The 13,867-nt window shown below is 68.6% G+C and carries 10 protein-coding genes; 5 read left to right on the top strand and 5 right to left on the bottom strand.

What is annotated here, in order from left to right; all coding sequences use genetic code 11:
• Nucleotides 1-1,176, bottom strand: a complete 1,176-nt coding sequence (locus Apa02nite_RS13365; RefSeq protein WP_203825294.1) for a WD40 repeat domain-containing protein — start codon at nucleotides 1,174-1,176, stop codon at nucleotides 1-3.
• A complete protein-coding gene (locus tag Apa02nite_RS13360) occupies nucleotides 1,173-1,694 on the bottom strand; it encodes a SigE family RNA polymerase sigma factor (RefSeq protein ID WP_067702068.1) in 522 nt (173 codons plus the stop codon). Before Apa02nite_RS13360 ends, Apa02nite_RS13365 begins: the two co-directional genes overlap by 4 nt.
• 88 nt (nucleotides 1,695-1,782) lie before the next feature.
• Between Apa02nite_RS13360 and Apa02nite_RS13355 the strand changes: the two genes are divergently transcribed.
• Nucleotides 1,783-2,241, top strand: a complete 459-nt coding sequence (locus Apa02nite_RS13355) for a methylated-DNA--[protein]-cysteine S-methyltransferase (protein ID WP_203825293.1) — start codon at nucleotides 1,783-1,785, stop codon at nucleotides 2,239-2,241.
• Nucleotides 2,242-2,330: 89 nt separating this feature from the next.
• Complete coding sequence (locus Apa02nite_RS13350) at nucleotides 2,331-3,551, top strand: acyltransferase family protein (RefSeq protein WP_203825292.1); 1,221 nt, start codon at nucleotides 2,331-2,333, stop codon at nucleotides 3,549-3,551.
• Nucleotides 3,552-3,599: 48 nt separating this feature from the next.
• On the opposite strand, the gene Apa02nite_RS13345 is transcribed toward Apa02nite_RS13350, so the two are convergent.
• Complete coding sequence (locus Apa02nite_RS13345) at nucleotides 3,600-4,679, bottom strand: inositol-3-phosphate synthase (protein WP_067702199.1); 1,080 nt, start codon at nucleotides 4,677-4,679, stop codon at nucleotides 3,600-3,602.
• A 20-nt stretch (nucleotides 4,680-4,699) separates the two neighbouring features.
• Entirely contained in the window at nucleotides 4,700-5,386 is a 687-nt protein-coding gene (locus tag Apa02nite_RS13340) for a PadR family transcriptional regulator (RefSeq protein ID WP_203825291.1), read from the bottom strand.
• Between the two features lie 159 nt (nucleotides 5,387-5,545).
• Here Apa02nite_RS13340 and Apa02nite_RS13335 point away from each other — a divergent pair, with 159 nt between their 5' ends.
• From Apa02nite_RS13335 to Apa02nite_RS13325, 3 genes are all read left to right on the top strand, one after another.
• The gene (locus Apa02nite_RS13335; protein ID WP_067702077.1) at nucleotides 5,546-5,980 is read left to right on the top strand and encodes a DUF5318 domain-containing protein; all 435 of its coding nucleotides are present in this window, start codon (nucleotides 5,546-5,548) and stop codon (nucleotides 5,978-5,980) included.
• 190 nt (nucleotides 5,981-6,170) lie between these two features.
• Nucleotides 6,171-8,840, top strand: a complete 2,670-nt coding sequence (locus Apa02nite_RS13330) for a transglycosylase domain-containing protein (protein WP_203825290.1) — start codon at nucleotides 6,171-6,173, stop codon at nucleotides 8,838-8,840.
• Between the two features lie 127 nt (nucleotides 8,841-8,967).
• A complete protein-coding gene (locus tag Apa02nite_RS13325; protein ID WP_203825289.1) occupies nucleotides 8,968-10,488 on the top strand; it encodes a glycosyltransferase family 87 protein in 1,521 nt (506 codons plus the stop codon).
• 206 nt (nucleotides 10,489-10,694) lie between these two features.
• Here Apa02nite_RS13325 and Apa02nite_RS52335 read toward each other — a convergent pair whose 3' ends face one another.
• Entirely contained in the window at nucleotides 10,695-13,598 is a 2,904-nt protein-coding gene (locus Apa02nite_RS52335) for a hypothetical protein (protein ID WP_203825288.1), read from the bottom strand.
• Between the last annotated feature and the right edge of the window lie 269 nt (nucleotides 13,599-13,867).

Here is a 13,867-nt window from a genome sequence, read left to right as displayed (position 1 = left end):
TCAGCTGATGCCTAGGCTGACCTCGCGGTTGTTGAAGTCCGCCGGTAGCCGGCTGGTCGCCCGCACGGTCCCGGTCAGGTCGTAAACCGTCACGTCCAGGCCGCTCAAGGCCAGGATCTGGTCTTCGGCGAGGAATCGGACCTGGCCGGCCCGTGGCAGCGTGGTGACCACCCGACCGGTCGCCACCTCGGCGATCCGGGTGCCGTCCGGTGCGGTGGCGTCCGGCCGGAGCGCGACGTAGCGACCGTCCGGTGACCAGGCCGCCGAGCCGGTCGGGACGCCCGGGATTGGCAGGGTGCGTAGCAGTTTGCCGGTCGCCGCGGAGAACACCTTGATCTCCTTTATCGTGTCCGGCACGGACTCGGACTCGGCCACGTCCGGGTCGCGTTGCGGGAGCGCGACTTCTTTGCTGCCGGGCAGCCAGGTGAACGTGCAGGTGTCCGGGCAGAGTTCCCGGCCGCCCGGAATCTCCCGCTCCTTCTCGGTCACGGACTTCGCGTCGATGATCCTCAGGTTGCCGAGCGACGTGGTCAGCGCGACCTTCTTGCCGTCCGGTGACCACTCGGTGCCGAGGCCGGAGCCGTGGGTGAGCACCTGGGCGCCGTTGTAGGCCGCGTCGACGATGCCGACCGGGACGTAGCCACCCGCCATGCTCTCGTCCTCGACCAGGACGTAGTGGCCCTTCGGCGCGGCCTCGAACACCTGGTATTTGACCGGGAAGACCTGGTAGCGGCCGGTGAGGCGGTTCAGGGCCACGTTGCCGTCCTGCGGGGTGTCCCCGGTGAACGTCGGTGTGCCGTCATCGTTGTAGGTGTTCGGTCGGCTGACCGAGGTGACCACCACGCCGCCGGGTAGCTCGATCGGCGCCTTCCACCAGTCCGCGCGGATCGCCGGCACGGTCACCGGACCGCTCGGCAGCGGGACCACCGGGGCCTTGCTGGTCGGCACCGAGTCGACCGGTTGCGGTCGTTGGCCGTCCCGGCGTCCATCCAGGACCACGTACGGCGTGATCACCGCCCCGGCGAGCAGCACCACTGCCGCGCCCAGCACGGTCTGCCGGCGGCGCCTGATCCGGCGCCCGCGGATCCGGGCCACCACTGCCATGTCGTTCATCGCCGGCGCGGCGCGGGCCAGATCCTCGACGGCGGCGCGCAGGTTGTCCTCGAAATGCCTCATCGGATGACCCCCGTCCGGTTTGTCCACTCGTCGACGCCGGAGACCAGCTCGCGCAGCTTGGCCAGGGCACGGGAGGCCTGGCTGGCCACCGTGCCGGGGCGGCAGCCCAGCACCTGCGCGGTCTCCTCGACACTGCGGTCCTCGAGATAGCGCATCACCAGCACGGCGCGCTGCCGGGCCGGCAGGGACAGCAGCGCGTCGCGCAGGGCGAGGCGTTCGGTCACGTCGTGGTCGTGCCGTCCGGCCTGCGGCCGTTCCGGCAGGTCGGCGACGGTCACCTCGTTGCGGCGCATGGGACGGCGCCAGGCCGATATCCGGTCGTTGTAGATGATTTTTCGTACGTACGCCTCCGCCTCGCCGTGGATCCGCGGCCAGCGGGCGTACGCCTTGGCCAGCGCACCCTGCACCAGGTCCTCGGCCGACTCCCGGTCCCCCGTCAAGGCATGCGCGATCCGGAGCAGCGCCTGCCCCCGATCCGCGACGAATGCGGTGAACTCCGCTTCGAGCGCTTGCTTCACCGGTCACCTCCACCGGAACAGACGCTCCAGCGATCGAAACCCTTGCCTGGATCGGTGAAGTTCTCGGACGACGCGGGACAATGGCGGGATGTTCGTCGTTGAGTCACCGATCGGGCTGCTCGGGGTTGTTGTCGAGGGGGACGTGGTGGTGGGCGTGAGCTTCGCCGCCGCGGGGCCGGCCTCGGCGGTGACGCATCCGGCTGTTGAGCAGCTGGCGGCGTATTTCGCGGGGGAGCTGACCGACTTCAGTGTGCCGGTGGAGATGCGCGGCGGGTCGGCGTTCGAGCGGGCGGTGTGGGCCGAGATCGCCAGGATTCCGTACGGGGAAATGATGACCTATGGAGCGATCGCGACCGCCCTCGGTGATCCCGGAGCGGCCCGGGCGGTCGGCACGGCCTGCAACCACAACCCGGTGCCGGTGATCGTGCCCTGTCACCGGGTGGTCGGCGCCGGCGGCAAGATGGTCGGGTTCGGCGGCGGGCTGGAGCGCAAGCGCAAGCTGCTGGAACTGGAAGCGCGAGTGTCGCTGACCCGCGCCTGGGGCTGAGCCGACCTGCGCCGACGGGTCATCCGGCCGATGCCCGTACGGACAAGCGGCCTGCTGGGAGTTGGTTCCAGCGGCTATTGTCCGTCGCGATGCTGACTGACCAACGGCCGACCGCGCCGCGAAACGGGTCTGCCCCCGAGCCCGGGCGCAGGCCGCGGCTCGCCGCGCTGGACGCGCTGCGGATCACCGCCGCGCTCGCCGTGGCGGCCTACCACCTGACGGTGTCCTGGCGGATCGACGGGCACAACCTGCCGGAGTACTTCCTGCCGCACGTGTCACACGTGTCGATCTACGGCTTTCTCGGTGTCGAGCTGTTCTTCCTGATCAGCGGGTTCGTCATCTGCATGAGCAGCTGGAACCGGAGCCTCGGCGACTTCTTCACCTCACGGGTGAGCCGGCTGTACCCGGCGTACTGGGTCTGCATCCTGATCACCGCGACCGTGGTCTCGCTGGTGCCGATCTCGGGCGGGGTGCCGGTCAGTGGAGTACCGGGGCTGCGGGACATCGCGGTGAACCTGACGATGCTGCAGGAGCCGCTCGGCGTGGGCTCGGTCGACACCGTCTACTGGACGCTCTTCGTGGAGTTGCGCTTCTACCTGTTGTTCGCGGCGCTGGTCGCGTTCGGCCTGACGTACCGAAGGGTGGTGATCTTCTGCGCGGTCTGGATGACCGTCGCGGTGATCGGGCCGACCCTGGACAGCCGGATGGTCGAGATGTTGGCGATCCCGCAGTACGCGCCGTATTTCATCGCGGGCATCGCGATGTTCCTGATCCACCGGTTCGGCCGGTCACCGCTGCTCTTCGGGATCGTCGCCTTCGCCTGGCTGATCAGCATCAAGAACGTCACCGACCGGGTCGCCGACGTCAACCCCGGCTTCTCCGTGCCGACCTGGCCCGGCGTTCTGATCATCACACTGGCGTACGCCGCGGTCCTGGCGATCGCGCTGGGCTGGGCCGACGGGATCCGCTGGCGCTGGCTGACCACCGCCGGTGCGCTCACCTACCCGTTCTACCTGCTGCACCAGCGGCTCGGGTACGCGTTCGTCCGGCACGCTCACGAGGCGACCGGGCTGCCGGCCTGGCTGCTGGTGACCACCGCGATCGTGCTGATCCTCGGTCTGGCCTGGCTGGTGTACCGCCTGGCCGAGAAACCGCTCGCCGCGGTGCTCCGGAAGGCTCTGAAGCAGGCCTTCGCCGACCTGCGCACGGCGTCGGCACGTGACGCGGATCGCACCCGGGTGCCGGTCCAGCCGCGCGGCGACGACCGATCGGAGGCCCGCAAGATCGAGGAGCCGGCCGGGCGGGTATAGAAAAAGCCGGCACGTGGTGTGCCGGCTTTTTCTATGGTGTGACGCTGGTCAGCTCTCGACCTCGCCCTTGATGAAGGCCTCGACGGCGTTGTGCGCGTCGTGGTCGCTGTACTGCACCGGCGGGGACTTCATGAAGTACGACGACGCCGACAGGATCGGGCCACCGATGCCACGGTCCTTGGCGATCTTCGCAGCGCGGACCGCGTCGATGATCACGCCGGCCGAGTTCGGGGAGTCCCACACCTCGAGCTTGAGCTCGGCGACCAGCGGGGTGTCACCGAAGGAGCGACCCTCGAGGCGGATGTACGCCCACTTGCGGTCGTCGAGCCACGGCACGTGGTCCGACGGGCCGATGTGCACGTCGCTCTTGATCATCTCGTGCGGGATCTGCGAGGTGACCGACTGGGTCTTCGAGATCTTCTTCGAGACCAGGCGGGTGCGCTCCAGCATGTTCATGAAGTCCATGTTGCCGCCGAAGTTGAGCTGGTACGTGCGCAGCAGCTCGACACCGCGGTCTTCGAACAGCTTCGCCAGCGCGCGGTGCACGATGGTCGCGCCGACCTGGCTCTTGATGTCGTCACCGACGATCGGCAGACCGGCGTCGGTGAACTTCTGCGCCCAGACCGGGTCGGAGGCGATGAAGACCGGCAGGGCGTTCACGAACGCGCAACCGGCGTCGATCGCGGCCTGCGCGTAGAACTTGTCGGCCTGCTCGGAACCGACCGGCAGGTAGGAGACGACGACGTCGACCTCGGCGTCACGCAGCGCCTGGACGATGTCGACGACCTCGGCCGAGGACTCCTCGATCATCTCGCGGTAGTACGTGCCCAGACCGTCGTGGGTCGGGCCGCGCTGCACGGTGATGCCGGTCGGCGGCACGTCGGTCAGCTTGATCGTGTTGTTCTCGCTGGCGACGATCGCCTCAGAGAGGTCCATGCCGACCTTCTTGGCGTCAACATCGAACGCCGCGACGAACTTCACGTCAGATACGTGATAGTCGCCGAAGGTCACATGCATGAGACCGGGAACGCGGTCGGTGGGGTCGGCGTTCTTGTAGTACTCCACGCCCTGCACGAGGGACGAGGCGCAGTTACCCACACCGACGATGGCGACGCGGACGGAACCCATCGCGTTTGCCTCCTTGTTGATCACGGCCGGTCCGTTCGCGGACGCGGTGTTTCCGGGGGTGTTTCCGCAGCCGGTCGGACCGCGGAGTTCATTTCCGGCGCCGGGGGAGCGGCGTCGGCGTTCAGGTGCGTGCCGGTGACCCCGGCGCGCTGGCGGAAGGCCGGAGTACGGCCGGACCGCTCGTTGGTGATCAGTTCTTCCAGCCAGCGGACCTCGCGTTCACACGCGTCCAGTCCGTGGCGCTGCAGCTCGAGGGTGTACGCGTCCAGGCGGTCGGCGGCGCGGGCCAGGATCTCCCGCAGCCCCTCCCGGCGCTCCTCGATCCGGCGACGGCGACCTTCCAGGATCCGCAGCCGGGTGGCCTGGTCGGTGCGGGAGAAGAAGGCGAAGTGCACTCCGAAACCGGCGTCGTCGTACGTCTCCGGCCCGGTGGCGGCGAGCAGTTCGCCGAACCGCTCCTTGCCCTCGGCCGTGATCTTGTAGACAACCCGACCCCGTTTGCTGGTCATCGGGGGAACAATTTCGTTGTTGTTCGCTTCGGCTTCGCTGATCCAGCCGGCCAGCTTCAACCGCTTCAGGGTCGGGTACAACGTCCCGTAACTGATGGCGGCGCGCAGAGTGCCGAGCTTGGTGGCCAGCTCCTTGCGGAGTTCGTAGCCGTGCATCGGGGCTTCCTGCAGGAGCCCGAGGATCGCCAACTCCAGCACCTCGACCTCCCTGAGCGTCTGTCCCGATGTATCGGCCCGATACATCGTCACCGTAGATCGGGACGCCGCATCGTGCAAGTCGGACATCCTGCGCTATCGCCACGCCACGCTCTGTGATGACTGTCGCCGTGGGAGCGGTGACCGCGTACTCTCTTCGCCATGCGCACGCAGCGGCAGGTGGTCGACTACTCGCTTCAGAGGCGGTCAGTCCTGCGTGACGTGCGAAATGGCCAGATCAGCGCCCTGGAAGTGTGTGACGCGTCTCCTTACTTGAAGAACGCGGCGACCTTCCACGGCGAGCCGACCGACGAGCGGTGCCCGATCTGCCGCGTGGACAACCTGACACTTGTCCACTACGTCTATGGCGACGAGCTCAAGAACTCCGCCGGCCAGGCCCACAAGGCCGCCGAGTTGCCGGTGCTCGCGATGACGCTCCGTGAGTGCCAGGTCTTCGTGGTCGAGGTCTGCCGCTCGTGCTCGTGGAATCACTTGATCGAGCGCTACGTGCTCGGCCGGGACGCGTTGGGTGAGGACGAGTCCCCGATGCAGTGGAAAACAGGTTCGGTTTCACAAGCCGGGGAGGCCCGGCGATGAACTGGATCGATGTCGATAACGTAGGCACGTTTAAGGCCGACTCGGGCAGCCAGTGCCGCAATCGGTCATTTCAGACGTCCGAACAGGCGGCTGCCGGAAACGCAGCCCAAAGCGCCCGCTCGTGGCACGGTCTCCGGGAGTCCTTCCCGGACAGCCCGGCCGCGCCACCGCGAACGGTAGGTGTGAAGGAATGAACGCGTACGGCGATCCGCAGAACGCACGAGCCCGGGCCAGAGTGCCCGGGCCGTCCGCTGCTTCCGGACCGGACGACGAGGAACAACGGCCCGGCCCGGATGCCTATCGGCGCCCGGCCGGCTCCGCGTCGGTCGGCTCCGCCTCTCCCGGCCGCGCCTCGGTCTCCCCAGGGCGTGCCTCGGTCGGCGGTGCGGCCCCCGTCGGGGGTCGTGCCTCGGTCGGCGGTGCCGCTCCGGTCGGCGGCCGTGCCTCGGTCGGCTCCGCCGCCGTGGGTGGCGCTGCCGTGCCAGGCCGGGCCGCGGTGGGTGGCGCCCCGATCGGCGGGCGTGCCTCGGTGCCCCCGCCCGGTTCTGGCGGCGGTCCGAGCAACCTGAGCGGTGGCGGCTCCGGCAAGCGCCCGCGCACCAAGGCGGACAAGAAGTACCGCCGCGCGAACATCCTCACCGCCGCGGCGGCCGTGCTGGTCATCATGATCGGCGCCGGCATCGTCGGTGGCACCTACTTCTTCGATGACGTCGAGCTGCCCACGCCCAAGGCGGAGTCGCAGATGAACGTCATCTACAACGCCAAGGGTCAGGTCCTCGCGAAGACCGGTGAAGCCCGGGTCAACGTGCCGTACAAGAACATCTCGCTGACCATGTCGCACGCCGTGGCGGCTGCCGAGGACGGCAACTTCTACACGCACAACGGCATCGACATGAAGGGCATCGCCCGCGCCGCGTGGAACAACTTCACCGGTGGCGACAAGCAGGGCGCGTCGACGATCACCCAGCAGTACGCCCGGCATGTCGCCGATCTCAAGGAGATCAGCTACAGCCGGAAGCTGCGCGAGGCGGTCATCGCCCGCAAGCTCGAGTCCAAGTACGACAAAGACCAGATCATGGGTCTGTACCTGAACTACATCGACCTCGGTAAAGGTCGGCTGGGCGCGGAGGCCGCTGCACAGGGCTACTACGGCGTGACGATCGTCCACGGTGGCTCCGGCAAGCTCAAGGAGATCAACCCGTATCAGGCGGCGGTGATCGCCTCGATCATCAAGCAGCCCTACCCGGACCCGATCACCAAGCACCAGGGGTACGACCCGGTGACGAATCCCACGGAGTCCAAGATCCGCTGGGAATACACCATGAAGCAAATGCTTGAGAAGAACTGGGTCAGCCAGGAGGTCTACGACAAGCGGGTGTGGCCCGAACCGCTCAAGGGCAAGGCCAGCACCAAGTGCAGCACCTGCTGGGAGGGCAAGCCGGCCGGGGTCATCCAGCGGCATGTGACCTATGAGCTGCACGAGCTCGGCATCACCGACGACATGATCCAAAAGGGTGGTCTGACGATCACCACGACGATCGACCCGGTGGTGCAGAAGGCTGCCGAGCAGGCCGGCTCGCGGGCCAGCAAGACGTCGCCGATGAACGGGCGGCCGAAGACGTACCAGGCCGCGGTGATCGGCATCGATCCGGAGACCGGAGAGGTGCTCGGCTACTACGGCGGTGACGACGCCAACGGCACCGACTACGCCGGCTACATGGCCGGTGACGGCTCGGGTGTGCAGCAGAGCGGCGGACAGTCGCCGGCCTCGTCGTTCAAGATTTACACGCTGTCTGCGGCGCTGAAGGCGAACTTCTCCTTCAAGACGACGTGGAACGGCGAGCTGAAGCGGCTGAACGGCAAGAAGATCAGCAACGCCGGCGCCGACGACAGCCTCTGTGACGGCAAGATCAAGTATTGCGACCTGGAGAAGGCGACGATCAAGTCGTACAACTTCCCGTTCTACTGGATCGCCGACAAGCTCGGCCCGGAGAAGGTCATCGCCGCGGCCAAGGCCGCCGGTCTGAACTACATCTGGACCGACGGCTCGGAAAAGTACCCGCAGGGCGAGCGGATCGACCTGAACAAGACCGACGCCGCCACGCTGGCCAAGAAGTTCGACCGCGAGGTCGGCTTCGGCCAGTACCGGGTGCTCCCGCTGGACCACGCCACCGGCGTCGCCACGATCGTGGCGCAGGGCGTCCGGCACCAGACGCACTTCATCAAGGCGATCAAGTCGGTCGACCCGGCGACGGGCAAGTTCAAGAGCCTGACGACGATCACCAAGGAAGGCACCCAGGTCTTCGACCGGGCGCAGATGTCCGACCTGGCCGGCGTGCTCGACCAGATCCCGGCGCACGCCAACCACACCCTGCGCAACGGCCGCCAGGCCATCGCCAAGAGTGGTTCCTGGGAGCTCAGCAACGCCAACAGCAGCGCCAACGGTGACGCCTGGTTCGTCGGCGGCATCCCGCAGCTGGCGGCGACCGTCTGGGTCGGCGGCAAGGTGAACCGCGTCGCGCTGACCGAGCCCGGCGGCACCAAGAAGATGTTCGGCTCCGGCACTCCGGCTTCCATCTGGAAGGAATTCATCGACACGGTGACGGAGAAGAAGGGCTGGGACGTCGAGAAGTTCCCGGACCGCCAGGAGGGCGGCGACGCCAGCCTGGGCAACGGCGAGGTGCCCCCGCCCGTGGAGCAGCCGGTCGAGGACAACAGCAAGGTCTGTGACAGCGATCTGTCGTTCCTCTGCCAGAACCAGGGCGACACCGGCGACACCGGAAACACCGACAACGGCAACACCGACAACGGTGGCAACGGCGGCAACAACAACGGTGGCGGAAACAACAACGGCGGTTGATGTCTCGTACGGCTCGAACGGCGCCCACCTCCTCGAGGTGGGCGCCGTTTTTTCATTGACTATCCATCGGTGTGCCGCGCCCGGGTGGCCGCCGATCTCCGAGCTTCATGCGGCATGATGCCAAGACATGAGCGCGCAACCGCCCAACGATGACCGGCCCGACGTCCCGAGTGCGACCTCGGACGGCTTCGTGCGGGGACTGTCGCAATTCATCGGCGGGCCACTCGGCTCGCACGCGACGCGCCCGGACGCCCGGCCCAACCGGTTCTGGACCGCCCCGCGGTTGATCCTGGCCCTTACCTGCCTGATCCTGGCGCTCTCCTGGGTGCAGAAGTCACCCTGCATGAGCGGCGACTGGCAGAAGAACGTCCAGTACACCCGCTTCTGCTACACCGACGTGCTGGCGCTGTACTACGCCGAGGGCCTCAGTGACGGCGCCGTGCCGTACGTCGACCACCAGGTCGAGTACCCGGTCGTCACCGGGTACTTCATGGGGGCGCTCGGCCTGCCGGTGCACTGGTACGGCACCACCCAGGACACCGGCATCAACCAGGGCAGCTGGTTCTACAACGCGAACGCGCTGATCCTGTCGCTGTTCGCGGTCGCCACCGCGGCGGTGCTGCTGGCCATGCGACGACGAAGGCCCTGGGACGCCGCGATCTTCGCGTTGTCCCCGATCCTGCTGGTGACCGCCACGGTCAACTGGGACTTCCTGGCCATCGGGCTGGCCGCGATCGGCCTGCTGCTGTGGGTGCGGCGCCGGCCCGCCCTGGCCGGGATCTTCCTGGGACTGGGTGCGGCGGCCAAACTCTGGCCACTGTTCATCCTGGGGCCGCTGCTGGTGCTCGCCGTGCGCCGCGGACGGATCATGCCGTGGGTCGAGGCGACCATCGGCGCGGTGATCACCTGGCTGGTGGTCAACTTCCCGGTCTGGTACTGGTACCACGAGTCCTGGCTGCGTTTCTTCCGGCTCAACTCGGAGCGCCCGGTGGACTGGGGCACGTTCTGGTACGTCGGGCGGTACCTCGACAGCAAGTGGAAGACCGGCTCGCCCGGCGACCGGGGGCCGTTCCAGTGGCTCAGCGACCACATCCCGCAGCTCAACGTGGCGTCGTACGCGCTCTTCGGTCTGGCGTGCGTCGTACTCATGGTGATCGGCCTCCTCGCGCCGAAGCCACCGCGACTGGCCCAACTCGCCTTCCTGGTCGTGGCCTTCTTCTTGATCTTCAGCAAGGTCTGGTCGCAGCAGTACGTGCTCTGGCTGCTCCCGCTGATCGTGCTGGCCCGCCCGAAGTGGGGTGCGGTGCTGGCCTGGACGGTCGCCGAGATCGGGTATTTCGCCGCGTTCTACGCCGAGCTGATCGGCGCGGGCGGCAAGTCGGTCATCCCGGAGGGCACCTTCGTGCTCGCGTCCAGCCTGCGGCTGATCACCGTCGCGGTGCTGTGCGGCCTGGTGATCCGGGAGATCTGGAAGCCGGAGCTGGACGTGGTCCGGCAGACCTACGACACCGACCCGGACGCCGGCGTGTTCGAGGGCCCGGACGTCGGGTGGGTGGACAACCTGCGCCGGCACCTCGGCTTCAGCCGCCCCGCGATCCCAGCCGGCGACATGGCGCCGCCGGAGGCGCCGGTGGTGGTCAAGGTCTAGCGACCTGCGGTTTCTTCCCTTTTCGCCGAGCGGGGCGCACCTTCGGGTGTGCCCCGCTTCGCGTTCCACTCACGGCCGCCGATGGTCCGGGTTCCCCATTTCCGGTACGACCGGAGCACGGCCCCGCTCCTGCTCCCGGCCGCCTTTGCCCTTTCCGCGGTTGCGGCTCTCACTTTGCGCGGCGATCAGTGGGACAACGCGGTTTCTCAGTTGAGGCGGAAGACGACCGCGTCGGTGAGGTCCTCGCGGCGGATGCCGAGCGAGTCCACCGGCAGGTCGCCGGCCTGCTCCCACGGGGTCCCGGCCACATCGGACCGGACCAGCAGCACGGTGTTCACCCCGATCGAGCGCAGGTACGCGATGCTGGCCAGATCCGGGAACGCCGTGACCTTGCCCCGCAGCTCGGCCTGCTGCGCCGCGGCGACGGTGCCCCCGCCGTTCGCGACCTGCTGATAACGCGACGTGGTCCACAGCTGCACGATCTGATCCTCGAGCGCACCGGTCGGCAGGACCAGCACCGGCCCGCCGACGGTGCGCATCGCGGCCGGTTGGGTGGGCGCCACCGGATGCGCGGTCGAGCTCCAGCCCTCCAACGCCACAAGCAGCAACGGTACGAGGGTGGCCAGCCGCATCCACGGCCCCGGCCACGGCGGTGTGCGCTGCGCGGCGAGCTGCTCGGCACGCCGGACGAACTCGTCGACCGCCCCGCCCGCCAGGATCGCCAGCAGCAGCGTCGTCCAGAGCATCAGCCGGCCCGGGATGCGCAGGTCGAACGAGGCCGGCAGGTGCCCGAAGAGCGGCAGGTAGGTCCACCGGCCGCCGAAGAACGTGGTCCCGAGGGTGAGGATCACCGAGGCGGCCAGGGCCAGCACCAGGAACAGCCGCTGACGCCACCGCCAGATCGAGAAGAGCAGCCCGGCCAGGGCCAGTGCGTAGAGCATGAAGCCCGGCAGCAGCGACATCTCGGCGGCCCAGCCGAGTGAGGCGCGCGGAGTGGCGTGGGCGGCGCCCCAGATCCGGGACTCGGCCGGCCCGATCAGCAGGCTGCGCAGCGGCGGCGAGAAGAAGTCGATCTCGCTGCTGCGGGTGGGTGAGTCCGGGACCCGCAGGTAGGGGATCGCGATCACGGCACCGACCCCGACGAAGAAGAGCACGCCGAGGAAGTTGGTGAGCAGCAGCCGCCAGCCGAGGACGGTGCCCTCCCTCGGCCCCTTCCGCGTGCGCGGCTTGGTGGGTTTGCGCGGTTTTTTCTCGCGGCGCGGTTTCGCGGACTTCCGCGTGCCCGGTTTTGCGGCTTCGGCCGTGGCTTTGGGCTGGTCCTGGTCGGTGGCCGTCGCGCTGTCCGGCTTGGCGCCCTGCCCAGCGGCCTTCTCGACGGCCGGTGCCGCAGCGTTTTCAGAGGCCGGCACTGCAGCCTTCTCGGTCGCTGGCACCGCGGCCTTCTCGACCGCCGGTGCCGCAGCCTTTTCAGTGGCCGGCACCGCAGCCTGTTCAGTCGCTGGCGCCGCGGTCTTTTCGGCGGCGAGCGCCACGGCCTTCTCGGTCGCCGAGTTCGTGGACTTCTGCGCGTCTGGGTCTGCGGTCTTCCGGATGGACTGGTCTGCGGTCTTCTGCGTGCTCTTATCCGCGTCCTGCTTCTGCGCAGCCTGACCCGCAGGCTTCAGGCCGGCCTGATCCGCAGCTTTGTCTGTGGCCCGGTCCGTGGCGTTCGGAGCGGCCTTGTCGGCGCTCTCTTCCGCATCCTTCGTCGTGCCCTGGGCTGACGGCTCCGTCACTCCGGCTGCGGAGCCCTTTTCCGATTTGTCCGCAGTGCCCTTCTGAGCCTCGGCCTCCGTGCCCTTCTTTGCTCCGTCTTCGATGCTTGTCTTCGTTCCGGCGTCCGGGTTCTTCGTCGCTACGCCCGTCGTCGCTGTCGTCGCCGTCGCTACGCCCGCCGTCGCTACGCCCGCCGCCGCTACGCCCGTCGTTGCCTTCTCCGTCGCTGTCACAGCCGTTGTCGCCACGGCCGTCGCTGCCACGGCCGTGGCCGTCTCGGCTGCCGGCACCAGCGCAGGTACCAGTGCCTTCGCGGCCTTCGTGCGGCGGCGCTGCCGGAACCAGCGGATCGGCACCGCGATCAACAGGAACAGCACGATGCTGCCGAGCACATAGGCGAATGGCAGCCCGAGCGAAAAGCCCAGACTCAGCTGCCAGATAGCCACCAGCCAGCCGAGCGCGGCCCACCCGGTATGCCGGAGGGCCGGTCGGAAGCCGTAGCGCAGCGACCAGCCGTGCCCGCGCGCCAGCAGAGCCAGGGCGAGCGGGATCGCGCCGGCCGAGACGATGTCGAGGTGGCCCTCCTGTGCGAGGCGCCAGGGCGCCCACGCGAAGGCGGCCGCCGCCACCGCGGCGCCGGTCGGCCGGACGCCGAGCTGACGCACCAGGGCATACGCGCCGAACAGCAGCAGCGCGTGCGCGACCACGAAGAGGATGTTGTAGCGCAGAATCGCCGCGTTCGGCCCGTCGCCGATCAGGCCGAAGGGCGCGTAGCCGAGCAGGTTGTCGCCGAACGCAAAGCTGTCCTTGGCCGGGAAGTAGGCGTTCGACTGCCAGAGCTTCACCGGGTTGGTCCGCAGGACGTGCCCGACCCAGGAGACCTGCCACGCCTGCCGGGACGGGTCGCCGAGATCCTGCGGCAGGGTGTGCAGCGGGTAGCGCAGGGTCGGCCAGGTCAGCCCGACCGCGAGCAGCGCGGAGATGTAGAACGACAGCGCGTACTCGTGGATCAGCCCGCGCCCGCCGGCCCGCAGCCCGCGCCGGATCCGGCCCGGGGGCTTCTCCGGGATCGTGGTGAAGGCGGTCCAGGGATCCGGCGGCGCACCGGGTGGCCGGGTGTCGGGCAGCCCGCGCCGTTTCGGCTTGGTGCCCGCCTCTTGCGGGTTGCCAGAAGCAGCCGGGACAGATTCGCCGGATTTGTCGGGCCCGCCGTCGCCGGCCGTCAGCGGCTCAGACTTCGCCCCGCCGACCCGCGGCGAGACGGAGTCCGATTCGCCGGCTTTCGGCGACGCAGCGTCCGGTTCGCTCACCTTCGGCGACGCCGGGTCCGGTCCGCCGGCCTTCGGCGACGCCAAGCCCGGTTCGCCGGCCTTTGGCAACGCCGAGTCCGGTTCGCTAGCTTTCAGCGGGGCAGAGTCCGATTCGCCGGGCTTCGGCGACGCAGCGTCCGGTTCGCTGGGCTTCGGCGGCACGGTCTCGGCGCCGGGCTTATCCGACTTGTCGGTAGTGACCGGCGAACTGTCCTCTTTGACCACTGCCGCGGGGCGTTTGGGGCCGAGGATGCCGAAAAACCGCTTCCTCTTCGGCTCCCGTGGCGTCGGCGCCTCCGCGCCGTCACCCGCGG

The organism is Actinoplanes palleronii (assembly GCF_016862315.1).
Lineage (GTDB): Bacteria > Actinomycetota > Actinomycetes > Mycobacteriales > Micromonosporaceae > Actinoplanes > Actinoplanes palleronii.
The sequence above is the reverse complement of the archived record's forward strand: the minus strand, read 5'-3'. Positions and strand labels throughout refer to the sequence as shown.